Source organism: Pseudomonas sp. Mb7 (genome assembly GCF_054790525.1).
The window spans coordinates 2567889-2591392 of the sequence record NZ_CP186501.1 but is presented as its reverse complement, the minus strand read 5'-3'; the positions used below and the strand labels follow the sequence as shown (position 1 = coordinate 2591392).

The window sequence follows — 23504 nt, the reverse complement described above, 5'->3', positions numbered from 1 at the left end:
GGTGACGGTTGTTTAAACTAGTTGAGGTTTGTAGGTGCGTCAATTCACCACGGACTGTTGCAATTTGTTTCTGCTGTACCTTTTAACGCTGAAGGTGCCGAAATTGCGAGGCGCGACGGCGGGTAACTTTCTGTGCACCGTCGCGCATCGCAAAAAACATGATCGGGTTATTTTTCATTTAAACCATTGATACACGTCGAAAAGCGCCAACGGAACTAACTAGAAGGTTCGTTTGGCCCTGGCGCGTGCCTTTCACGAACTTTCTTGACGTATCTTCGGATGACAGCTAAATCTTACGTCGCTGCAATTTGCAGCAAACTTTAAATCACATGGAGACAGTGAAATGATCAAATATCAAAGCGTACAAAATCGGATGCTGTCGGCGCTGTTCATCCTCTGAGAAGCAGTAACTTCCATTTCGGCCGCATTGAAAGATTCGGTCGTGAACGAAGTAACGGAATCGCATGGATATGCCATGCATACTTTTAAAAAGGAGCTTCAACATGATTAAGTTCAATAGCGTACAGAACCGAATCCTTTCGGCACTGTTCATCCTCTGATTGTCCGCTGTACACAAGATACCGGTGTCTTGTGAGGTACGGCCGAAGCATTGTTTCGGCCGTATTTAATCTCGACAGCGCAGTTTCTACATGTCATTAGGGAAAGTGATATGCACAGCAAATTGGACGATGCTTTTTCGCGCGCCGTGTTTTTCTATGATGACTCAGGCGCCCATCCGACGAATTGGTCGCGCTCCGTGTGTGCGGGGCTGGCGGAGCAGAACTTCGATGAGGTGCCTTACCGGGTGCCTCAACTGCTTGAGCCCTCAACGCTGATTGAAGTGGCGCAGCGCCACGCAATCGGTGTCGACGAACTGGAGTTTTTTTCTTACCCGATGGATGGCCCGGTGACCAAGGTCAAGTGGTTGGCCGACATGCTGGAATGGGCCCCGCCGGTGCAGAAATTGAGCCTTGCACAGTGTCTGGCCGCCAGTTGCAGGTACCGTTACGCCAATCAGGTATTGACCAAAATACCTTACGAGGCACTGTTTCCCGACCAGCGTGTGACATTTCATCTGACCCGGTTTGCCATTCAGAACCGTCTTGAAATGACCACTTCGCATCAGCAAGACTTCACTGCGCTCAAGGCATTGCTACAGGCTCAACGTATGCCACCGTCCAGGGTTCTGGACGTTTGCTCGCAGGCGATTGTCTGGAAACTGAAAGGCGATTCCATCGATGATGAATTGAATAAATGGTTCATCGACGCTGGCGAAAAGGCCGCCCGGCAGATTGCTTCGAGCGACGCGCCGGTGGATCTGGTTTCGCTGTCATCGTTCTATCGCGGACTGGCCATGGTGCCGGCAGCCCGGGGCGATGTGGCAACCACGCGACAATACATGCTGCTGGCCGAAGAATATGCCAATGCGGTCATCCGTGGAGAAAAAGGCGCGAGTATTCCGGCAAGGGAAGCGCGCAAGACTGTTTACGAATCCAAGCTCAAGGAAATGCTCTATGTCGCCCGCGACATCGAGAGCGCACGCCAGGTGGCCGACGAGTTGATCGCCTACGATCCTCACTGGAGCATTTCCTATCACGAGGCTGCCGAAATCGAAGTCAAGGATCAGCAGTGGCAGCGTGCGTTGCAACGTTATCAGCAAGCTTACGATATCGGTTTTCCACGCGTGACGTATTCGCAGTACATGATCGGTGCCTGTCATCAGCAAATGGGTAACTTCGATCAGGCACTGGCGGCATTCAAAGACACCTTGTCGCTGGACACGACCAATATATCCGCAGGCGTCGCCGGTTATGAGGTCGCCTTACAGCACCTTCCAGAACAATTACCTTTCTTCAGGTCCTGCATCGACCGTTGGCAAGCTGACGGTATATTGCCCGACGAATATCGAGGGTTAGTCCAATGAGCGCTGCACTCGACAAGATCAAGATAGTTGCTGTGGATCATATTCAACTGGACGTCGCCGACATTGAAGAGAGTCGCGATTTTTATGCGCGCGTGTTTGGCTTCGAAGTCAAGGAAGTGGGCATTCGCGCATTTACCCGCTGGATGACGATCGGTGCCAATGAAACACTTTACTTATGCATGCATGAATATGCAGAAGGCCGCGGCGTAAAAAACGACGGACTGGAAATTACCCACTTCGGGATTTTAGTAGAAGACTTCGATCGGGTGCTGACGCAACTTCGCGATCACGGCGTAAAGTTGCTGCCGGACTATGAAGTTCAATACCATTCTTCACGTTCCGTTTATTTTATTGATCCTAACGGTTACAAAGTCGAAATCTCCGAGAAGTACGGCGGCGGTATCGAAAGTGCCAGGCACACCTCATGCTGAACGGACCCGGAACGGCATATGCGCAGCACCTGCAAAGCACTTGGTACAAAAACAACCAGGCGCTGCGCAGCCACAGACCCTGGCGCGAAACCTCGCACAAGAACTGGCAGGCTCCTCCTGCTTTTCAACGCACGGTTTCCTGCGACGAGAGGGTATGGAGCATTCCCGGCAGGATCGCTGATGACCGGATTCTATTCGGCTGCTGGGACAACAGCTTGCAGTGCGTACGCTTGAGTGACGGCGAGCCGCAGTGGCGGTTTGCGACTCAGGGACCGGTCTATAGCTCGCCCGCCGTGTCGGCGGACGGCAGTTTCGTCGTGGGCTGCGAGGACCATCTGCTACGTCGCATAACCTGTGACGGCGAATGCCTGTGGACGTTTCAGGCGCAAGGGCCGTTTCACGCCAGCCCGACCATCGACTCCGCCAGACATATCGTCTACGCCGGCAGCTACGACCATACGCTCTACGCCGTCGACCACGTTTCGGGCACGTTGCTGTGGAAGCAGTCCTTCGACGAGCAGGTTGAGGATGACCTCTATAGCTCGCCGGCACTGGACGGGAACGGCAATGTCATCGTCGGCACAGACAATGTGCTGATGTGCTTCAGCCCCGAAGGCGAGGAGCGCTGGAGAATTACCGAAACCAGCCGGTTTGAAGGCACTGCTGCGATCGATCACGCCTCGGGGCGCGGGATCATCGGCACCGAAGTCGACGGCAAGATCATTGTCTTCGATGCTGCCGACGGTACGGTGCTGCGGCAATTTCACACCGACGGTTTCGTGGTCTCGTGTCCGAGTCTGTCACCGGAAGGTGTGGCGTACGTCGGCAGCAATGACGGTCACGTGTACGGCATTGATCTGCACAGCCTGAAAATGTTGTGGCGGGTCAATCTCGCCTGCGAGTTCCGCTACACACCCTTTACCGTGCTGCCAAGCGGCGACGCGTTGTTCGTCGGCACCGACGAGCGTTTGCACTGCCTGGCGCAACATAGCGGACAAACCTTGTGGCAACTGGAGCACGACACGGGATTTCATTCCTCTCCGTTGCTCACTGATGATGGGCACCTGGTGATTGGCTCGCACCGTAACGCTGTGCATTTTTATCAATGGATCCGCTAGCGTGGATCGAACCCCGGCAGTAAACAGGAGTGGTGGATGAGTCACGAACTGCAAGTCGAGACGCTCTTCGACGAATGGGCCATCGAGGATGGCGCGGTGGACATGGCGCGCGAGCATTGGGCACGGGTCGAGCCGGTATTGTCCGCGCTTGAATCGTCTACAGGTCGCTACCTGGAGATCGGTCCGGGCAACGGATATGCCCTGGAGTATATGGCTCGCTCGAAGTTTGCCAACGGCTATTGCCGGGCTGTGGAGCTCAGTCAGGAAATGGCGCGCATGTGCAGAACCAGAGTCGAGGATTGCAACAATGTCGACATCGATGTCGAGAGTTTCATGAACTGGCGCCCACCGGCGGGCATGCAGTTTGAGCTGATTTTTTCCATGGAGGTGTTCTATTACTTCGAAGACGTCACCGCCGCTATCGAAAAAGCCGCCGGCCTGCTGGCGCCCGGTGGCGAGCTGATTGTCATGGTGGACTATTACGAAGAAAGCGAAGAGTCGCAGGGATGGGAGCAAGAGCTGGAGGTCAAGCTGACACGCTGGTCACGAAGCCGATTCCTCGAAGCTTTCGAAGCGGCTGGCCTGCAAGCCGTCAGCCAGGAGGAAAAACGTGGTGGTGTGCACGAGCATGGCGTAACGCTCTGCACCCGAGGCACAAAAGCCTCGACAGGCGTAGCTGCGTGACGCAGCGCAAAAAACCATTGCGGCAGTCGCCAGGTGTAGCGGGTGAGCGATGTGCTTTGCGGGGAAGGCGCCGGTGATTTCCCATCTGGATCACGTCGTCTACCCCGTGTCGCAAGGCCTGTTCGATGAGGTCATCGGTCAGTTCACCCGCGCAGGCTTCATGGCGCATACGCGACAAGTGCGTCACGATGATGGCCGCGTCAGCGCATTCTTCCGGTTGAGCGGCGGGTATCTGGAGTTCTGCACGGGCAATGCGCCGGGGAGCGATCGAGGCTGTTCAATCTGGCTGTGTTCAACGGATCTGATGGCACATCTGGCGTGCCTTTTGCCCTCGCAGCGCGCAGCCCTGGCCCTGTCGGCCAAGGCTCCGGCGGGCGAGACGGCGCCGGCCTGGCTGATCGCCGACTTACCCGCCGGTGATACGGGCGATGTCAGTGTGTCGCTCATCGAGTACGTGCGCGGCATCGGTGGCGACCTTGCCACTCAAGTCTCGGATAACGGTTTGTTTGCGCTCGGCGGAGTGTCATTGCTCTGTGCCCGGCCGAAGCAGGAACAACACCATTACTTCACACACCTGGATGACCGGGTCAGCATCGCAATGGAGCCGGGACGCTTGATGATCGGTCAGCAGCGTCTGGCCTTTCTTGAGCGTCAGGCGTTACCCGGCAACGCGTCGACCGCTCTGATGGCGGCGCCGTGTCTGGTGCACCTGATCACGGTCGACGTCGATCGGACGAAGGCGTTGCTGCAGGCGGCCGGTTTCAAACTGCAAGAAGTACTCGGCCTCGGCCTGTTGGCCCGATCGAGTCTGGCGCCAGCGGTTTGCCTGGTGATCGACGACGGTTTGTCTGTGCAAGCCCATCACGATCAACTGCTGGCTCGCCGTGGCTGAGTACGCCAACATACAGGGATCGCCACCGTTACATGCTGGCGTGTTGACTGAAGTGAAGGATGCGGGATTTCAAGGATAGGTATGTCAAAAGCAATCGAGCTGTGTGGTATCAGCAAGGTTTACGAGGTTTACCGGGCCCGTGACGACCAGTCGCGCAGCCTGTTGCGTTACTTTCGTCGCGAGAAGACGTACGTGCCGGCTGTTACGGATGTTTCCTTCTCGATAGACGCGGGTGAAGTGGTTGGTTTTCTCGGCGGTAATGGCGCGGGCAAGACCACCACGCTGAAAATGCTCTCGGGTATCGTGCGACCGAGCGGCGGCCATCTTTCGGTATTGGGCCATGACCCGTTCAAGCGGCGCGCGGAGTTCCTCAAGTCAATCGCCCTGGTGATGGGGCAAAAGCAGCAACTGACATGGGATCTGCCGGCGCTGGAGTCCTTCCATCTTCATGGTGCGCTGTACGATATTGCGCCTGTCGAATGCAGGCGCCGGATCGATGAGCTGTGCCAGTTGCTGTCGGCCGGTGACATCATTCGGCGTCCAGTCAGGAAGCTGTCGCTGGGCGAGCGGATGAAATGCGAGCTCATCCTGTCACTGCTGCATCGCCCGAGTATCCTGTTTCTCGACGAGCCGACCATCGGCCTCGATCTGGAGATGCAGGTCGCCATCCGCAAATTCCTCCTTGAGTACAATCGCGAGTCCGGCGCCACGATTATTCTCACCTCACATTACATGGCGGACATCGAGGCATTGGCCAACCGCGTCATTGTGCTGGACCAGGGACGCGTGGTGTTCGATGGCGCACGTCAGGCACTGGTCAAGGCGCACGTCAATGAACGCCAGGTCAGCCTGCGCTTTTCCTCGCAAGTGGGCAGTGACGAACTGAGCGTTTACGGCACTCTGCTCAGCCTGGACAGTGATAGTGCCGAGTTGTTGGTGCCTGAAGAGCAATTCGCCGACACCGTGGGGCAACTGCTGGCGAACTTTCCGGTGACAGACATCTCGATCCAGACGCCCTCCCTGGAGCAGGCGTTTCCGCGCCTGCTGCTGCCAAAGGAGCACGCGTAATGGTTGCGCTGGCTTCGTGGCCCGGCATTGCCGGACGCCTGCTGCGCACAAGCGTGCTGGTGACCGTGGTCTACCGGGCGCAGTTGTTTGTCTGGTTGATCAGCGGCGTCGCACCGTTGTTCATGATGATGATCTGGTGGGAGCTGTCACGGGACAAGGTCATCGGCGGTTATGCGCCCAGTGATTTCGTGGCGTATTTCCTCGGCATCTATCTGGTCAGACAGCTGACTGCCGTATGGGTCATCTTCGTTCTGAACGACGAAATCCGCCAAGGCACGCTGTCCGGTCGACTGCTGAAACCGGTCGCACCTTTCTGGTTTCACGTGGCAGAGCATTTGGGGCAGATGGTGGTGCGCGCACCGATCGTCATCACCGTGTTCTGTGTCGGCGCCTCGTTGTTTGCCATCGACCTGGCAGTTGTCGCCTGGCGATTACCGTTGTTCCTCGTCTCGCTGGTGCTGGCCTGGATCATTATTTTCCATATCTATTACTGCGTCGGCCTGCTTGCGTTCTGGATGGCCAATTCGCTGGCGCTGGATGCAATGGTCTGGTCGATGTACACGGTGCTGGGCGGCATGCTGATTCCGGTTGACCTGTTTCCCGAAGCGACCCGTCATCTGGTGGCGCTGCTGCCGTTTTCCGCCTCACTGGATTTTCCGGTCAAGGTGCTGATCGGCAAGGCCGCCGACGGCGATCTGCTGCAGGGGTTTGCGGTGCAACTGTTCTGGGTGGTGCTGCTGGTGGGGCTGCGTCGGGGGCTGTGGCGCCAAGGGTTGAAGCGTTTTTCGGGGGCCGGCATATGAACCTGCGACCGTTGAAAGTGCTGCTGGCGCTGATCAGGCATTCGATGCTTGCGGAACTGGAGTTTCGTATCAATGCCGTCACCAATGCCCTGAACACGGTGGTCGGGATGCTCCTGGCGCTGTACTTCCTTGATGCCATGTTCAGCGAAGTCGGAAGTCTGGGCGGCTGGAACCTGCATCAGGTACTGGCGCTGTTCGGCGTGGCTCTGGTGCTGGAAGGTTTGCTTGAGGTCTGGCTGTTTCCGAGCCTGCATGCGCTGTCGGAGCAAGTGCGCACCGGGGATCTGGACTACATGCTGGTGCGCCCGGTCGACAGCCAGTTTCTGGTGTCATGCTCGAAAATCAGCCTTTGGGAACTGCCCCGCGTATTGATCGGGCTCGCGGTCGTTGTGTATGCGATGCACAGCGAAGGTGCGCTAGGGCTGGGCAATCTCGCGGCGTTTCTGGGGTTGATGGCGGCAGGGGTGGCGATTTTCTACTCGTTGTTCCTGATTACCTGCACCTTGTCGATCTGGTTTGTGAAGATCGGTGATGTCTGGATCATCAGCTACACGCTCATGGAGATCGCGCGGTTTCCGGTCACGGCGTTTCCGCAGACGATCCGCATGGTCCTGACGTTTCTGGTCCCGGTGTATTTCGTTTCCAATGTCCCGGTTGCGGCGGCGATGGGCATGGTCGGCTGGCAGGAAGTCATGGGCGCGCTGCTTTTTGCCGTCGCGTTTGTTTGTCTGTCACGGGTGTTCTGGCTGTTTGCGCTGCGCTCTTACAGCAGTGCCAGCAGCTAGCGCTTGAGAAACCGCGCAACTGGATGCGCGGCAATGAGGATCGTCTACACAGGGAAGTCTTCGATGAGTCGTTATTCCGGGCCTGTTTTCGACGCGCACGTGCATACCGAATTTGCGCGAACGGACAGTCTGCAAGCATTCAAGGCGCTGCAAGCGCGCTTCGACATCCGCGCATCCGTAACGGATTCGCATAACCCCGGTTGCGATGCCGGGCAGTTGCAGGCGCTGGGCGTGGCCAGGTGTGCGGTCATCGCTCAGCCTGAGTGGTCGCCAGCGTCGCTGGCGCAGGGACTGGCGCGCGGTATCTATGGGGCCATCAAAATCAATCTGGGATTTATGCATGTGCATGCTGACGATCCCAGGCTCATGCCGCTGTACGCTCTGGCGCGTGAGTTTGATGTTCCTGTGCTGTTCCACAGTGGCGACACAGGCTGGCATCGCTCCAAGCTCAAGTACGCCCACCCACTCAGCCTGGACGAGGTCATCGTGGACCACCCGGACGTGAACTTCGTTCTGGTTCACAGCGGTAACCCGTGGTTTACCGATGCCGCTGTGCTGGCGGCGAAAAACCACAATGTCTGGCTCGAACTCAGTTCGATCATCGAAGGATCGCTAAGCGACGTTTCGCAAGCCACGCTTGGCCGATTGATGGTCGAACCGATCCGCTGGATGCTCGATTACACCGGCAAACCGGAGCGGTTCCTCTTTGGATCGGGCTGGCCCAGCGTCGACTACCCTGGCTACGTGGCCGCGTGCGCCAGTGCCATCGACGAGCAGTATCACCGGCAAGTGTTCTTTGACAACGCCGCACGACTGTTCAAGTGGACGGAGGAAGAGGAGCCGACATGCGACGAGCGCTCCTGAAAAAAACCAGGCAAAAAAACTCTCGTGCCCCGGTGTTTCGCGGTTACCTGAAAAACAAGCTGCATGCGGCAGCGCTCGCCGACACCTGTCGAACCCTGGCCGGTGCCCGGTTTGCCGGGCGCGGGGCAGGGGAGCCCGGTGCGTGGCGAGCCTCCCTGTGGATTGCGCGAAAAGTACGGGCGCAGGGGTTGACGCCCTGGCAGGGCCGCCGGGGCCTGTTCCAGTCAGTACCTCTCGGTTGCGCCACGGCGCGATCCGGCGCCGAAAGTTGTCGGACGATTATTCAGGGTGATACCCGCTACGACCTCGAACAGGACGATGAACTGCTGATTCGCTCACAGCAAACCAGGGTTTGGCTCGACCACGCGCCTTTGGTCTTTGTCGGCTATGGCATTGTCGCTGCGCAGTTCGACTGGGACGATTACGCCGGACTGGATGTCGTCGGCAAAGTGGTCGTGGTGTTACCCAATGATCCTGGACGCAACAGCCCGGGAGGCGAACTGTTCCTCGGCCAGCGCATGAGTTACTACGGGCGCTGGGAATACAAGTACGAGGAAGCGGCCCGCCAGGGTGCGGCGGGCGTCATTATCGTCCACACCGATGAACTGTTCGGCAGCGCGTTTCACCTTGTGCAGGACGAAATGCGCCGGCCGTTTCGCTTTCTTCCGCACGCTGTGCGCAGTCGGCTGGATTTCGAAGGGTTCTGCAGTGAACGGTTTGCCCGGCGATTGTTAGCCGACGGCGGTGTTGACCTTGATGCATTCATCGCTGCCCCCAGGCCAATGGCGGGACGCCCGTGCCGGCTCGATGCACACCTGCAACTGCGGCTCGATTGCGACATTGTCATTCGGCATTGCCGGAATGTGCTGGCGATGAAAAAGGGCCGACTGTTTCCCCGCCAGTGTGTCCTGTTCTGCGCGCACCTGGATCACCTCGGCAAAACCGCCGACGGCAGAGGCTATTACCCCGGCGCTGTCGATAACGCGATCGGTGTGGCGGTCTTGCTTGAGCTGGCCAGGCGTCTGGCCGCCACGGCGCCGCTGCGGCGCACGGTGCTCTTTGCCTGGACGTCTGCCGAGGAGGTCGGCATGCACGGTTCCGCACGGGTCGCACAGTTGATCCGCGAGACGGGGCTGGATGTGGTGGCGGCGCTCAATGTCGATGGTTTCGTACCGATTGGCAGAACCCGTGACCTGTTTCTGGTGGACGGCGATCAGTCCGATTTGCCCGAAGTGTTTGTCAGCGCTGCCCACACCCTCGGGCGCAAAATCAGCCTCGATGAAGAGCCTTCGGCGGGATATTTTTTTCGCTCCGATCAGGCAAGTTTCGCCAAAATTGATATCCCCACGGTGCAGGTGAGCACTGGCGACGATTTGCTCAAAGGAGGCATCGAGGAAGGCATGAAGCGGCATGATTTCTATGACTCGAACACCTACCACCGCACATCCGATACGTTCAACCGCTACTGGGATTTCGCCAGCCTCATCGCCGACGTCGACGTCCTTGAAGAAACCCTGCATCTGCTCGGCGACTCGTCACTGCGTCCGGCGCTGCGGGGGCGTTAACGGCCGGGCTATCGACCTTGTAGGCAATGATGGCAATATGTCACCTCTTGGAGAGGTAGCGTCCGGCGCGAAGCGAAGCCGGATGTCATGCGTATAGGGACGAGGAATATGGCTTCGATTCAGATGGATGGTGAGGACAAAACCGCAAAGATCAGCGACTGGGCGATTCGCTGGAGCGACAAAGACGCATTGCTGGAGCTGACCTGTCACTACCCCTCCAGGAAAAAATACACCCGCCCGCTCAGTGATTGCCTGGTTTCGCCCACCCGCGAGTTGAGCAATGCCTTGCTGCACCAGCGCGGCAGCACCAAGCCCATCGCCAGCGCTACGATTTACGGTGAGCGCTATGCCGTTGTGCACTACCCGGACAGTAAAAAGCCCTATGTCTACAAGATGGACGGCATCGGCTTTTCCGCTCCGACACCGATGAAGGACACGCCGGTCTTCCGCTATCTCACTACCGTGGCGAACGCGCGACAGCATCACGCCAAGTCGCAGAATGATCGTGAAATTGCCGACAATGTGGTGCGCCAGCTCGAAAAACTGCCGGCCATCGCTGGCACAGCCTTGCAAGCCTACTGTACCGGGCGCAACGGCACTCTGGCGCCGGGGCAGGGGCTCATCTATCCATTCGGGCTGAACGAGAGTCAGCTTCAGGCCGTCGAGCGGGCGTTCAGCGCGCAAGTCAGCGTAATCGAAGGCCCGCCAGGGACCGGCAAGACCCAGACAATCCTCAACGTCCTCGCCAATATTCTGCTACGTGGGCAGACGGTCGCGGTGTTGTCCAACAACAATGCTGCTGTGGAAAACGTCTACGAAAAACTGGAGAAATACGGCCTGGGCCACTTGGTCGCGAAGCTTGGCAACCAGGACAAACGCAAGGCCTTCTTCTCCGACCTGCCTGCGTGGCCGTCAAGTGTGCCGGAGCCGGCACTTTCCCTGGATGAGATCCAGGCCTTGCTGGCCCGCTTGAAACAGCATCTCCAAAACCACAACAGGGCGGCGCAACTGCAAATCGAGCTGGACGAGTTGGTCATCGAGCGACGCTACCTGCAGCAGTGGCAGGCAGAAAGCGCTGTGCCGGTCACAGCCTCGCTCGACAAGTACGGCCTGACACCGCGCAAGACGGCGGACCTCATGGCCTACCTGGCTTACCTCGGCGAGCAGCGCATTCATCTCAAAGACCGTATCGAGCTACTGTTCAAATTCAGGATCTTTCGCACCAGGCCATTTGCCGACGGCGAGGCGCGGATCGCCGTTTTCCATGCACTGCAAATGCATTATTACGACCAGTCGCTGCGGGACAAAGAAGCGCAGCTGCGCGAGTGTCGCGAAGCATTGGCACGCGCGAATTTCACGGCGCTGCTCAACGAACTCACAACCGCTTCGATGCAGCATCTCAAGCGCCATATGCAACTTCAGGTAATGCCGTCGGACAGCTTTGATGTCAAAACCTACCGTGAGCGTTTCGATGCCTTTATGCAGCGCTTCCCAATCCTGGGCAGCGGCACGCACTCCATCGTCAATTCGATCGCGCCGGGAGCGGTCCTCGACTACGTGATCATCGACGAAGCCTCTTTGCAGGACATCGTGCCGGGTATCTTGCCGCTGGGCTGCGCCAAGAACCTGATTGTCGTGGGTGACAACCGCCAGTTGCCGCATATCCCCGTGAAACTTGGGCTTCAACCGCCCGCCGAGGCCTACGATTGCGAGCGCTACAGCTTGCTGGATTCATGCATTGCCGTGTTCCAGGACGCGCTGCCCAGAACCCTGCTGAAAGAACATTACCGCTGCCACCCCAGGATCATCCAGTTCTGCAACCAGCAGTTCTACGACAACGCACTGGTGCCGATGACCGAGGACAACGGCGAAGAACCCCTGCGCCTGGTGGTGACCGCCAAGGGCAACCACGCCAGGCAGAACACCAACCTTCGGGAACTGGACTCCCTGTTGAAGGTGCTTGAGGAGGAGGGGCAACCCGTCGGAATAGACGGCGAAGGCCGCGGTTACATTGCCCCGTACAGGGCACAAGTCAACCTGTCCGGCACGCACTTGCCGGCGGATTTCGTCAAGGACACCGTGCACAAGTTTCAGGGGCGCGAATGCGACGAGATCGTGTTTTCCACGGTGCTCGACAAGAAACGCTACAACCAGGCGCGTACACGCCTGGATTTCGTCGACGACCCCCGCATGATCAACGTGGCCGTTTCGCGGGCCAAACATCGCTTCACCCTGGTGACCGGCGACGAGGTGTTCACGGACAACAATGGGCACATCGCCGCGCTGATTCGCTACATCAGTTATTACGCGCAAGACGAGCAGATCGTGCGCGCGCCCGTGGTGTCGGCATTCGACTTGCTGTACCGCGAGTACGACCAGTCTCTGGCACGCCTGGACGCCCGCTTGCGGCCCGAGGATTCACGCTACAGGTCCGAGCAGATCGTGGCACAGTTGCTGCGCGAAGCGCTGTCCGCCCCGGCGTGCCAGGCATTGAAGTACCACACACAGATCCAGCTGGATAAGCTTGCATCGCCGGTTGGCCTCAGCTGGACAGAGCCGCAGCGAGCGTTCATGCGGCGCGCCAGTTGCGATTTCGTGATCTATTTCAAAGTGGGCAAGCAACCGATAGGGGTGATCGAAGTCGATGGCGGGTATCACGACCACCCCGTACAGGCAGCTCGGGACGCCATGAAAAACGAGATTCTGGCTAGAAGTGGCATTCCCATTCTGCGGCTGCGGACCGTTGAGAGTGATATTGAGCGCAGAATTGGCGACTTTATCGGGCAGTGGGCCAGTCCTGCAGATGGCGCATAAGCACTGGGGCAGAGGCCCTCAGATACTGAGGGTCTGCCCCCAATTGATCCGGGCAAGGAACCGATTGCGCCGCTGAATGAAGATCGCAGCAGCGGGATCGAGTTCCCTAAAGAGATGTTCGAAGCCGTGCATGCAATGCAGCATCAGCCGCAACTGTGTGGCGGGTTGGGCGCGGAGTTTGTCGATGATCTCCACAGTCGTTGCGCAGAGACGCAAGGAAAGTGATGCCGAGTAACAAATCGGCCCATTGAAAGGAATCATGTATGACCACCCCTTCACCTGCTCACACCCTGAGGGCGTTGCCTGATCTTGATTACTATCACAGCCGATCGGTGCTGCTGCCTGTTGAAATAACCACTCTTGATGCCTGGAACTGCATGCGGGCCAAGCCGGGGCTGGTCATGCGACTGGCGTTTCGAACGAGGGATGCGATTTCCTCGTTAGTTGGCGTGAAGCGCATCGGCGGTTTCTCTGGCGCCCGTCGAGAGGCAATACAGGCTGGCGAAAAGCTGGATTTTTTTCTGGTCGAGCATAGTGCCCCCGACGTGCTCGTTCTGAGCGTAAGAGACCGACATCTGGATGTCATGATCTGCCTGTCGATAACAGATCATGTGTTCACAATCACATCGTCTGTCGTAACGCATAACGTCTTTGGGCGCATCTATATGTTGCCGGTGGGCGTAGTCCATAAGGTGCTGATCAATAGGGACCTCGAGCGTCTCAAGCGGAATACTGGCGCCGCCCAAATGTAGTTAACGGTGCCAGCGCCGGCACAGCTGCTGTGGGGCAGAGGCAGACGTTAACGGTGGAACGAGTAGAAGCAAGAAGATTTGGAGTGGAACCATGCAATGCACCTGCAACGGTCAAGACAACCTGGTAGATATCAGTCAGCGTTACACGGCGTTTGTCGCAGGAATGCGCTGCCTGGCAACGGGGGACTGGATCAAACTATTGCAATGTCCCGGGTGCGGGCAGTTTTGGCGAGCGGATGAGTGGGATAAATATCAAACCCTGTACGCCCGCAAACTGGACTCGCCCGAGGGCTGGGAATCAGCTGAAATGGAATCTTTGATAAAGCTACGCATCGTCGAGAATCATGGCGGTCTGGGTACATCTGCTTGTCTGGCGAAGGACTGCCAGCAACCTGTACTCAAGGGAAGAGCCTATTGCGTTGACCACTTTTATGAAACCGGAGCAAGAGCATGAACTGCTGAAACTGGCCAGTAGAGCGGGATTAAAGAACAGATCACGTTTTTCTGAATGGGGTCTTCCCTGAATTTTTCCCCAGCCACTCAACCCTTCAACGACATCGGCTTGTCCCCACCCGGCGGCAAACCAAACAGCTTCCGCACCCGATTAAGAAACGCTCCATAGGGTCGCCCCAGAGCCAGCATCATCACGGCCGCACCCAGTGTGCCGCGCACCAGACCTTCGCCCGATGCACCACTGAAGGCAATGATCGCGGCATAGATCGGCACCTGAAAACTGACCAGCGCGATGCTGTCCCATAACAACCTCGACACCCGAGCCTGACTGGCGCGCTTCATTAACCAATCGCGCCAGATACCGTAAGGTCTCGCGACCGGAATCATCAGGGCGGCTCCCAACAGGCGCGCGTGCAGAACCTGATCCCACGTCATGCCGGCAATCAAACGTTCATTGAGGATGCCGGTGGTGGTGAAAAACAGGATCAGCGCCGTGGTGTCTGCAATAAATGCAGTCCGACGCGTTGACTGTTGCAGGCGTTGCGGCACCTCAATTCTCCTTTCATGGCTTCAGCTTTCCTCAGCCAAACGCCGACACTTCATCGTGCTGTGACAGCGGCTGCACGGCGAGGTGCGGCGATTCGCCGAAGTACTCGATCAGCAGATCAGTGAGCACGCGGATCTTGCGCGCGGGATGCGGGCCCGGCGCGCGGAGGAGGTAGGCGCCGGCCGGGGGCGGTGGATGGTTGGTCATGATCGGCACGAGTGCACCCGAGGCAATGTGTTCGTGGGTGAGGCAATCGGGCAAGTAGGCGACGCCGAGGCCGGCAGCTGCGGCTGCGGCGAGGGCCGTGCCGTTGTCAGCCTTGAAGCGTCCTTGCGGGCGAACCGTGATGACCTTGTCAGCCGCCATGAATTGCCAGGCTTCGGTGCCTTGCATGAGCGCCTGATGAGCGTGCAGTTCGTCCGGGGTTTCCGGGGCGCCGTGCGCTTTGATGTAGTCGGGGCTTGCGACGAGCTTGGTGTAGACCGGGCCGATACGCCTCGCGATCAAGTTGGAGTCCTGCAGATAACCCACGCGAATGGCGCAATCATAGCCCTCGGTAATCAGGTCAACGAAGCGATCGCTGTAGCAGGTCTGCATGTGCAACTGAGGATGACGGCGAGCCATTTCCGCCAGCACCGGGGCGAAGTGTGTCGGCCCGAACGACAACGGCACTGCTACGCGCAAGCGACCGCGCAGGGCGCCGGCGGGCAGGATGGTTTCCTTGGCGATGTCGATTTCGCTGCAGACTCGGGCGGCGTAATCGCGGAACGTCGCGCCGGCCTCGGTGAGTGATGCCCCGCGCGTCGAGCGTGCCAGCAGTTGCACGCCCAGTTCTGCTTCAAGCCAGGCCAGACGGCGGCTGACGATTGATTTCGAAACCCCGAGCCGCAGCGCTGCCTGTGAAATGCCCCCGGCATCGGCCACTTCGACGAAGGTTTGCAGTTCTTCGATATCCATTCCCGCGTTCCCCTTGGCGCGACACAGTTCGCCTCGGGATGCTACTACTGCCGCGAACAGGGGAACAGCACAATGGGTTTTCCAGGCACGGCGTCACTCGCGTGCATTCTGGAACCCTTAGCCGCACGGGCTCCGGCCGTTTCACCCGCGTGCGTTACCCATACAAAAGGACCTGCAAATGGCAAGCGAACCCATCCGTAACCCGCACACCGATCAACTGCTGACGCCCGACAATTCAGCGTTGATCATCATCGACTATCAACCGGTTCAGGTGTCCTCGATCCGCTCGATGCCACGGGATGAACTGGTCTTCAATATCACCAGCGTTGCGAAGGCGGCGCTCAACTACAACCTGCCGATCATCCACTCGACCGTCAATGTCGCGACCGGCCGCAACAAACCGCCGATTCAAGAGTTGCAAGCGGTGCTCGGCCATCTGCCAACCTATGACCGCACGTCGATCAACAGTTGGGAGGACACCGGGTTCAAGCAGGCAGTCAAAGCGCTCGGGCGCAAGAAACTGATCATGACCGCGCTGTGGACCGAAGCCTGCCTGACCTTCCCGGTGCTCGACGCCATTCAGGAAGGCTATGAAGTTTACGTGCCGGTCGATGCGGTGGGCGGCACGTCGCTCGCTGCGCACGAGGCGGCGTTGCGCCGAATGGAACAGGCGGGGGCGAAGCTCATCAGCCGGGTACAGATGTACTGCGAACTGCAGCGCGACTGGGCGCGCGAGGTGACCGTGCCAGGCTTTATGGGCGTGTTCGAAAACTTCGATGGCTTCAACGCTGAAAAGGCGCTGGAGGCGGCGGGCAACAAGGCCTGATTCACGAGGTGTTGCTGAAGGTGGCGTGGGCGATAGCCGGCGCTGCCTTCATTTGGCCTGTTTCAACGCTTGAAAATAATCTGAACCGCTGTCGGAGCCGCTCGCCTAATGATTAGCTTGTGGTCAATCGCACAGGCGATGTGTCAATAACGGCACACTCCGAGAGGTGGTCAACGTGGCTAAAGACGAAAAGAAAAGCAAAGACAAAGGTGACGCTTCGAAAGCCAGCAAGGACTTGAAAGACAAAAAGTCATCACCTGAGAAGAAATCAGCGGCAGCCTCAGCGCTTTCAAAATCTTCCGACAAGAAGGACAAGAAAAAAGACGCCGAGCCGAAGAAGTCGGCGAAAAAAGCCGACAGCAAACCTGAGAAGGCCAAGGATTCGAAGAAGGCTGATAAGCCGGCCAAAAAGAAAAAGTGATCTAGAAGGCAAGAAAAAACCCGGCAATTCGAGCCGGGTTTTTTATTGTCTGCTTTTCGGGGCCTCAGAGCGCTGCTTTCATCTGCAAACCAAACACCAGTGCATTGTCGATGTCCTGCCCGGAAAACGCGCCCGGCTCGATGATGTACTGCACATTTGGGCGCAGGGTCAGCCAAGGCGTGGCCTGATAACCGTAGCCGAGTTCGATCAGTTGCTCGGCGCTGTCCAGGTTCGGCAACGCCGTGCCGTTGTTCAATGCGGCGTCCTGCAGCACGTCACGGCTGCGCGGGTTCGGCACGGCGCGTCCGTAACCCAGGGCGACGGTGTCACGCGGGCGACCTTCGAACGGTTTGTACAAAACCACCCCGGTGCCATACCACTTGCTGAACGGCGACGCCGCTTCGCTGGCCGCCGAGTATTGGCCGAAGGCATGCAGGCTGCGGCCTTCGGAAGTTGGCGAGTTCCAGACCGCCTGATCGACCAGCAGATAATGACCGCCGCGACCGGACACTTCTTTGTCGCTGCCGATGCGTTTTACGTCGGAGCTGTCGTAGTAGTAGCCGAGCTTGTATTCGCCAGGCAGCTCGCCCGCGTGTTTGTAAACCAGCTCGATCGGCACCACGGTGCCGGTGGTGTGTTTTGGCCCGAGGTGCCAGGCACGGCTGGAGTTGCCGTTGCTTTCCGGATCGACGTTGAACGCGGCCACGCGCAGTTGCCACGAGGACGACAGGTCGTATTTCACCCGCACACCGAGGCGCGCATTGGGGTAGTTGGTCCAGCCGCTGCCGCCGGACATGTTCAGCGGATGGCCGCAGAAACCGGCGTTCATGAAGTTGCACAGAATGCCGCTGTCGAGGCCGCCGAGGTCGTTGCCCATGGCCATGTAGCCGAGTTTCACATTGAGTGCTGGAGTGAACAGCGTGCGCTCGTAACTCAGTTCGGTCAGGCGCGTGTACAGGCCACCGTAGTTTTCCTGGATCGGCAGTCGGTTGCCGACGAGGTCTTCGGAGGCGCTGTTGCCGCGGCGGTCGTTGATGGTCAACTGGACCTTGCCGGCATTGTCGACGCCGTACAGTTTGCTCAGGTCGAACTGCACGCCGAGCTTGATGTTCTGCGAGTAACGCGCCGAGCGATGCAAACCACCATCGGCGTTGTAAGCCATTTCGCCGCTGTAGTCGCCAGTGAACTTGATGCCCTGTTCATCCATCTGGTGACGCAAGCCACCCCAGTCGCCGGTGAGGGTGCTGCGGGTCAACAGATCGGAATCGTTGTCGGCCAACGCGGGGAGGGCGGTGGTGCACGTCAGGCCCAGCAACAGGCCTTTGAACAGGTCGGAACGGGAAAAACCAACAGCCGATAGCATGTAAATCTTCCTGCAAAAAACATGAGCAATAGGGGGAAAGCAGCGCGGCACCCGAAGGTGCCGCGCTTTACGTGAACACCGTGGTTTACGGCAGGGCGTAAGCCATCACGTAGTCGCCGCGATCGGTCGACTGGCGGGCACCACCGGCGGTGATGACGATGTATTGCTTGCCGGTTTTCGGCGAAACATAGGTCATCGGGCCACCTTGGCTGCCGACTGGCAGACGTGCTTTCCAGACTTCTTCACCGTTGCCGCTGTTGAACGCGCGCAGGTAGAAGTCCTGGGTGCCGGCGATGAAGATCAAACCACCTTGGGTCGACAGGGTGCCGCCGAGGGTTGGCAGACCAATCTTGATCGGCAGGTGCATGCGGATGCCCAGTGGACCGGTGTCTTCAACGGTACCGACCGGAACCTGCCAGGCGACTTTCTGGGTTTTCATGTCGATCGCCGTCAGTGTGCCAAACGGTGGTGCTTGGCACGGAATGCCGGCTACCGACAGGAAGCGGTTTTTGTTCACCGCGTATGGCGTGCCTTTCAATGGCACGGCGCCCATACCCGTGTTCAGCGCTTCGCCGCCACCAGCAGCCTGGCCTTTGTTCTGCGACGGGATCATCTGAATCCACAGGCCCAGACGCATGTCGTTGACGAAGATAAAGCCGTGTACCGGGTCAGTGGAGATGCTGCCCCAGTTCATGCCGCCCAGCGAACCCGGGAAACTCAGCGATTTATCGGTGCCCGGCGCGGTGTACAGGCCGTCGTAGCGCATGCCTTTGAAATCGATACGGCAGAGCAACTGATCGTACGGAGTAGCGCCCCACATGTCCGATTCGGTGAGGTGCTGTGCGCCGATTTGCGGCATGCCCAGCGATTTCGGCTGGGTTGGCGAGTACGGTTCGTTCGGGATGTTTGCCGCTTTGACTGGTACTTCTTTAACGTCGGTCAGCGGTTTGCCGGTGGCGCGGTCGAGCACGTAGATCTGCCCGGCCTTGGTGCCGATGACCACTGCTGGTACGGTTTTGCCGTCCTTGGTGAAGTCGATCAGGCTTGGCTGCATCGGCAGGTCGAAGTCCCACAGATCGTTGTGCACGGTCTGGAACACCCAACGCTCTTCACCGCTGGTGGCGTCCAGCGCGAGGATCGAAGCGCCGTAGGTGTGATCGAGTTTGCTGCGCTCGACACCATAAATGTCGGTAGACGAGCTGCCCATCGGCAGGAACACGGTGTTGGTCGCCGGGTCGTAGGACATCGGTGCCCAGCTGTTCGGCGTGCTGCGCACATAGGTGCTGCCGTCTGCCGGCGCCTTTTTATCCTGCGGGTTGCCCGGGTCGAAGGCCCAGCGCATGGCGCCAGTCATCACGTCAAAGCCACGGATCACGCCGCCGGGCATGTCGGTCTGCACGTTGTCAGCCACGCGACCGCCAACCACCACGGTGGTGCCGGCCATCAGCGGAGCGGAAGACAACTGATAGTAGCTGTCCGGGACATCACCCAGACCGGCCTTCAGATCGACCTGGCCATTGTTGCCGAAACCCTGGCAGAACTCGCCAGTGTCAGCATCAACCGCGATCAAACGGGCATCGATGGTGTTGGTCAGCAGACGGCGCTGGCAGTTGGCGGCCGGCGCTGGTTTGGCTTCGATGATTTTCGAATTGGCTGGCTGAGCAATGGCAGCGCTGGCGTCGAAGTAGGCCATGCCACGGCAACGCTGCCAAACTTTCGACTGGGCGTTGATCGCGTTCTTCCACAGCTCTTTACCGGTGTCGGCATCAAGGGCGATCAGGTTGTTGTGCGGGGTGCAAATGAACACCTTGTTGCCAACCTGCAGCGGAGTGAGCTGGTCTTCAGCGCCATTGCCATCGCTCTCGGCGACGTCACCGGTGTGGTAGGTCCACGCGACTTTCAGTTTGTCGACGTTGGCGCGATTGATCTGATCCAGCGCGGCGAAGCGGCTGCCACCTTCGGTATTACCGTAGTGCGCCCAGTCCTTTTGCGCCTTGTCCGGCTCGACCGGGGTCAGGCCCGGGCCAGTGCCGGTGGCGGCAACGGTCGGGTGCGCGACGAACATGTTGCCAGCCGCCACGGCCACGCCGACCGCCAGCACCGCAGCCACGGCGTAAGCGCCGCGACCTGCAACACTGCCGTTGGCACGCTTGAGCAGAGGATAAACCAGCGTCACGACCAGGCCGATCACGCTGAACATGAACAGGCGCGAGAACACCGGCCAGAACACCAGCCCGGCATCGCTCACTGCCCAAATCGCTGTTCCAACCAGAAACGCGGCAAACAACCAGGCACCGGCTGGCTTGTAGCGCGCGATCAGCAGACCGGAAACGGCCATGACCAAGCCACCCACCAGGAAGTACCACGAGCCTCCCAGGCTGACCAACTTCACGCCGCCCGCAGCCAGCGCCAAGCCGAGCAGGGCGATGACGACGCCCAGCCCGACCAGAATGAATTTTGATATGCCCGAGAGGCGTTGACTCTGCTTCACGTTGAATGTCCCGTTGAAATGAGGAGGGCATTATATAGTTAGGTAACTACCTAGTTAAATCACTAATTCAGTAATAAAGCGTTGTTGGATTTTTGATAACCCGCTTGGGCCGCAAATGGCGCTCTAACAGGCTTCAGCAGAGCTTTTGAAAACCTGCAAAAGACGCCGTTTTGTCAGAAAAAATCATGGTTATGACAGCATTTCTATTTTGCTGTTTTCAGTCAGCCAACAACGTTCAACTGACGCACGGCCCTAAAACCAGCTTAGCGGGTACGCGACAAATGGGGCGGCCCCGCTCGTTACCAGTTGATGTGCGTGGTTCGACTCATACGGGCGTAGTGAGCGAAAACGGAATGCGCAGCTCTTCGACAGGCCCTGAATCGCGCCCGCACATTTCGTCGTGCACGCATTGCTGCACCAGTACGCAGGGAAAGGCCGGCACGGTCTGTAGCAAGTCCCGCAGGTGGGTGATCGAACGCAGGTGCATCGGCTTGGCCGCGTCATCCAGCAGGGTGAACTGGCCGTGATCCAGGCGGATCCGCGCCAGATAAAAACCACCTTCGAGCGACAGCAGCTCCAGTTCACGTATTTCACTGTTGGCCGCACGTTCGGTGAGGGCTTGCAGGTTCATGCTTCACTCCTTGCCTACCAGGGTAGGCGTTCTCCATCGTAGGCAAAGAAATGGCCGCTGTCGGCCGGCGTCAACTGGTCAATCAAAGTCAGTAACTGTTCAGCGGCAACGTCTGCCGGACGGGCGCTGGAGGCGCCGCGAAAAGGTTGCGACAACCCCGACACCACCGTGCCCGGGTGCAGACTGAGCAAGCGACTCTGCGGGCGCGTGCGTGCCAGTTCGATGGCGGCGGTCTTGATCAGCATGTTCAGCGCAGCCTTGGAGGCGCGGTAGGCGTACCAGCCGCCCAATCGGTTGTCGCCAATGCTCCCGACCTTGGCCGAAAGCATCGCCATCGCTCCCCGAGGATCGAGCAGTGGCAGGAAATGGCGCAACACCAATGCCGGTCCCAGCGTGTTCACTTGAAACACGGTTTGCAGCGCATCCGGATCGATTGCGCTGAAGCTTTTTTCCGGTTTGATCCCTTCGCGATGGAGCAGACCGGCCGCGTGGATGATCAGTTGATACGGCGCTTCGCCTGCCAGTTCGGTGGCGGCACTGGCAATCGTTTCGGGCCGTTCAAGGTCGAGCGCGGGGAGCGTACGGCGCCCCAGCGCACGAACGTCGGCACAGCGCGGATCCTGTTTCAGCCGTTGGCAAAAGGCTGTGCCGAGGGCGCCACTGGCGCCGATCACCAGCGCGCGATAACCGTCGCCGAGCGAGGCCAGGGTCAATGCGCGGTTCATTCGCTGACTCCGGCACCCTGGCGACGGAAGAACAATGTCACCTGTCCGACCTCTACGCCGAATTTGGACATGCTGGTGCGGTTAATCAACGTGTCCTCGTCCATCAAGTACATCCAGTCGTCCATGCTCATTTCGTAGGTCGAGTCATCGACCGGCAGGTTCAGGCGATAACGCCAGTGCAACGTGTTGCCCGCGACCTGGCCCTCGGCGACACCCACCACGTCAGCCGCGCGACCGCTCCAACGCCCCTGGCCTTCAGGCGTGAGGGTCCAGACGCGGCGTTGGCGGGTGCCGTCGCTGTACAGGAAGCGCTCGTCGAGAATCAGGTTGTTGCCCTCACGCCGGCTGACGATGTTGACCTCAAAACGCTTGGCCACCTCACCGCTGCGCTTCTGAAACATCCCCCAGGCTTTGACGGGCTGGCTGAAAAAGCGCTGCAGGTCCAAGGCCGGTTGTTGGTCGGCATAACGGGCAACATCCACGCTGCCGCAGCTTGCGACGCTGAGTGCCAGTGTCAGTGTCAGTGTCAGTAACAGCAGAAATCGGGTCATTGCCTAACTCCCTGAAACGCACGAGTGAAGAGGGTGAGATTCGAACTGTCGGCTTGTACAGTGACTGTCCTCTGTATAGCTTTATCGCCGCCCGATCAGTTGCAGAAATTCCTGCCGTGTCGTCGAACTATCCCGGAAAGCCCCCAGCATCACGGAGGAGGTCATGACCGAATTCTGCTTCTCAACGCCGCGCATCATCATGCACATGTGCCGCGCTTCAATGACCACCGCCACACCGGCGGCATCGGTGATCTGCTGAATGGCGTCGGCAATCTGCCGCGTGAGGTTTTCCTGGATCTGCAGGCGCCGCGCGAACATGTCTACCACCCGCGCGACCTTCGACAGCCCCAGGACCCGGCCGGTGGGGATGTACGCGACATGTGCCTTGCCGATAAAGGGCAGCATGTGGTGCTCGCACAAGGAATACAGCTCGATGTCGCTGACGATCACCATTTCATCGCTCTGCGACTCGAACAGGGCACCGTTGGTGACGTCTTCCAGGCTCATCGTGTAGCCATTGCACAGATACTGCATCGCTTTGGCGGCGCGCTGGGGTGTGTCCAACAGACCTTCGCGCTCGGGGTTCTCACCGACGCCGACGAGAATTTCACGGTAATGGCTGGCTAATAGTGGGTTCATTCAAGGTGCTCGCGGCAGTGCTGTGCGTGAGGCCAATCCCTAGCGAAAGAGTTGTACGCAATGAAGTGCTTTGTATAGGTTTTATTGAAGATAGGCTGAAAAAAATCACCTGACAATGAATCGGCAATCTTTTTTATGCAGATGCGAAAACCTCACATCGCAAAATGTGAGGTGGCGCGAGGAGCGGGAAGGGGGGGATG

General features: G+C 58.6%; 23 protein-coding genes and 1 pseudogene. 16 read left to right on the top strand and 8 right to left on the bottom strand.

Going from position 1 to position 23504, the window contains the following annotated elements; translation table 11 throughout:
• Nucleotides 1-670 precede the first annotated feature (670 nt).
• The 14 genes and pseudogenes from ACOYXH_RS11860 to ACOYXH_RS11795 all read left to right on the top strand — a co-directional run bounded on the left by ACOYXH_RS11860 (nucleotide 671) and on the right by ACOYXH_RS11795 (nucleotide 14154).
• On the top strand, nucleotides 671-1924 hold the full coding sequence (locus ACOYXH_RS11860) for a tetratricopeptide repeat protein (protein ID WP_460410735.1): 1254 nt from the start codon (nucleotides 671-673) through the stop codon (nucleotides 1922-1924).
• Nucleotides 1921-2355 carry a VOC family protein gene (locus tag ACOYXH_RS11855; RefSeq protein WP_095049038.1) on the top strand — a complete coding sequence of 145 codons (435 nt, stop codon included), beginning with the start codon at nucleotides 1921-1923 and terminating at the stop codon, nucleotides 2353-2355. The genes ACOYXH_RS11860 and ACOYXH_RS11855 overlap by 4 nt, the downstream gene beginning before the upstream one ends.
• Nucleotides 2349-3473 carry a PQQ-binding-like beta-propeller repeat protein gene (locus tag ACOYXH_RS11850; protein ID WP_095126028.1) on the top strand — a complete coding sequence of 375 codons (1125 nt, stop codon included), beginning with the start codon at nucleotides 2349-2351 and terminating at the stop codon, nucleotides 3471-3473. Before ACOYXH_RS11855 ends, ACOYXH_RS11850 begins: the two co-directional genes overlap by 7 nt.
• Nucleotides 3474-3509: 36 nt before the next feature.
• Complete coding sequence (locus ACOYXH_RS11845) at nucleotides 3510-4157, top strand: class I SAM-dependent methyltransferase (protein WP_095049036.1); 648 nt, start codon at nucleotides 3510-3512, stop codon at nucleotides 4155-4157.
• A 73-nt stretch (nucleotides 4158-4230) separates the two neighbouring features.
• Nucleotides 4231-5049 (top strand): hypothetical protein, encoded by an 819-nt coding sequence (locus ACOYXH_RS11840; RefSeq protein ID WP_141231859.1) that lies wholly within the window; start codon nucleotides 4231-4233, stop codon nucleotides 5047-5049.
• 81 nt (nucleotides 5050-5130) lie between these two features.
• On the top strand, nucleotides 5131-6117 hold the full coding sequence (locus ACOYXH_RS11835) for an ABC transporter ATP-binding protein (RefSeq protein WP_095049034.1): 987 nt from the start codon (nucleotides 5131-5133) through the stop codon (nucleotides 6115-6117).
• A complete protein-coding gene (locus ACOYXH_RS11830; protein WP_460410734.1) occupies nucleotides 6117-6920 on the top strand; it encodes an ABC transporter permease in 804 nt (267 codons plus the stop codon). The genes ACOYXH_RS11835 and ACOYXH_RS11830 overlap by 1 nt, the downstream gene beginning before the upstream one ends.
• Nucleotides 6917-7705 carry an ABC transporter permease gene (locus ACOYXH_RS11825; protein WP_095049032.1) on the top strand — a complete coding sequence of 263 codons (789 nt, stop codon included), beginning with the start codon at nucleotides 6917-6919 and terminating at the stop codon, nucleotides 7703-7705. The genes ACOYXH_RS11830 and ACOYXH_RS11825 overlap by 4 nt, the downstream gene beginning before the upstream one ends.
• Before the next feature lie 63 nt (nucleotides 7706-7768).
• Nucleotides 7769-8569 (top strand): amidohydrolase family protein, encoded by an 801-nt coding sequence (locus ACOYXH_RS11820; RefSeq protein WP_176471316.1) that lies wholly within the window; start codon nucleotides 7769-7771, stop codon nucleotides 8567-8569.
• A complete protein-coding gene (locus tag ACOYXH_RS11815) occupies nucleotides 8551-10134 on the top strand; it encodes a M20/M25/M40 family metallo-hydrolase (protein ID WP_095049030.1) in 1584 nt (527 codons plus the stop codon). Before ACOYXH_RS11820 ends, ACOYXH_RS11815 begins: the two co-directional genes overlap by 19 nt.
• Nucleotides 10135-10242: 108 nt before the next feature.
• Nucleotides 10243-12948, top strand: coding sequence for an AAA domain-containing protein (locus tag ACOYXH_RS11810; RefSeq protein ID WP_460410733.1), 2706 nt, complete (start codon nucleotides 10243-10245; stop codon nucleotides 12946-12948).
• 51 nt (nucleotides 12949-12999) lie between these two features.
• Nucleotides 13000-13134: pseudogene (locus tag ACOYXH_RS11805) on the top strand (glutamine synthetase); the annotation flags it as partial.
• A gap of 77 nt (nucleotides 13135-13211) precedes the next feature.
• Entirely contained in the window at nucleotides 13212-13700 is a 489-nt protein-coding gene (locus tag ACOYXH_RS11800) for a DUF2867 domain-containing protein (RefSeq protein WP_449122829.1), read from the top strand.
• A 91-nt stretch (nucleotides 13701-13791) separates the two neighbouring features.
• The gene (locus ACOYXH_RS11795) at nucleotides 13792-14154 is read left to right on the top strand and encodes a metal-binding protein (protein WP_095126021.1); all 363 of its coding nucleotides are present in this window, start codon (nucleotides 13792-13794) and stop codon (nucleotides 14152-14154) included.
• Nucleotides 14155-14240: 86 nt separating this feature from the next.
• Here ACOYXH_RS11795 and alaE read toward each other — a convergent pair whose 3' ends face one another.
• Both alaE and ACOYXH_RS11785 read right to left on the bottom strand, forming a co-directional pair.
• A complete protein-coding gene (gene alaE, locus ACOYXH_RS11790) occupies nucleotides 14241-14702 on the bottom strand; it encodes an L-alanine exporter AlaE (RefSeq protein ID WP_220556220.1) in 462 nt (153 codons plus the stop codon).
• 31 nt (nucleotides 14703-14733) lie between these two features.
• A complete protein-coding gene (locus ACOYXH_RS11785) occupies nucleotides 14734-15657 on the bottom strand; it encodes a LysR family transcriptional regulator (RefSeq protein WP_460410732.1) in 924 nt (307 codons plus the stop codon).
• A gap of 178 nt (nucleotides 15658-15835) precedes the next feature.
• On the opposite strand from ACOYXH_RS11785, the gene ACOYXH_RS11780 reads away from it, so the two are divergent.
• Nucleotides 15836-16483, top strand: a complete 648-nt coding sequence (locus tag ACOYXH_RS11780) for a hydrolase (RefSeq protein WP_093431462.1) — start codon at nucleotides 15836-15838, stop codon at nucleotides 16481-16483.
• A gap of 175 nt (nucleotides 16484-16658) precedes the next feature.
• Nucleotides 16659-16904 (top strand): hypothetical protein, encoded by a 246-nt coding sequence (locus ACOYXH_RS11775; protein ID WP_095049097.1) that lies wholly within the window; start codon nucleotides 16659-16661, stop codon nucleotides 16902-16904.
• 64 nt (nucleotides 16905-16968) lie between these two features.
• Here ACOYXH_RS11775 and ACOYXH_RS11770 read toward each other — a convergent pair whose 3' ends face one another.
• From ACOYXH_RS11770 to folE, 6 genes are all read right to left on the bottom strand, one after another.
• Nucleotides 16969-18267, bottom strand: a complete 1299-nt coding sequence (locus tag ACOYXH_RS11770) for a carbohydrate porin (RefSeq protein ID WP_460410730.1) — start codon at nucleotides 18265-18267, stop codon at nucleotides 16969-16971.
• 85 nt (nucleotides 18268-18352) lie between these two features.
• Nucleotides 18353-20758 carry a glucose/quinate/shikimate family membrane-bound PQQ-dependent dehydrogenase gene (locus ACOYXH_RS11765; protein ID WP_220556216.1) on the bottom strand — a complete coding sequence of 802 codons (2406 nt, stop codon included), beginning with the start codon at nucleotides 20756-20758 and terminating at the stop codon, nucleotides 18353-18355.
• Between the two features lie 325 nt (nucleotides 20759-21083).
• Nucleotides 21084-21389: a DUF6482 family protein gene (locus tag ACOYXH_RS11760; protein ID WP_034154117.1), complete on the bottom strand. Its 306-nt coding sequence runs from the start codon at nucleotides 21387-21389 to the stop codon at nucleotides 21084-21086.
• 14 nt (nucleotides 21390-21403) lie between these two features.
• Nucleotides 21404-22114, bottom strand: a complete 711-nt coding sequence (locus ACOYXH_RS11755; RefSeq protein ID WP_095126017.1) for an SDR family NAD(P)-dependent oxidoreductase — start codon at nucleotides 22112-22114, stop codon at nucleotides 21404-21406.
• Complete coding sequence (locus tag ACOYXH_RS11750) at nucleotides 22111-22665, bottom strand: DUF3833 domain-containing protein (RefSeq protein WP_460410728.1); 555 nt, start codon at nucleotides 22663-22665, stop codon at nucleotides 22111-22113. Before ACOYXH_RS11750 ends, ACOYXH_RS11755 begins: the two co-directional genes overlap by 4 nt.
• A gap of 81 nt (nucleotides 22666-22746) precedes the next feature.
• Nucleotides 22747-23304, bottom strand: a complete 558-nt coding sequence (gene folE / locus ACOYXH_RS11745) for a GTP cyclohydrolase I FolE (protein ID WP_034154114.1) — start codon at nucleotides 23302-23304, stop codon at nucleotides 22747-22749.
• Between the last annotated feature and the right edge of the window lie 200 nt (nucleotides 23305-23504).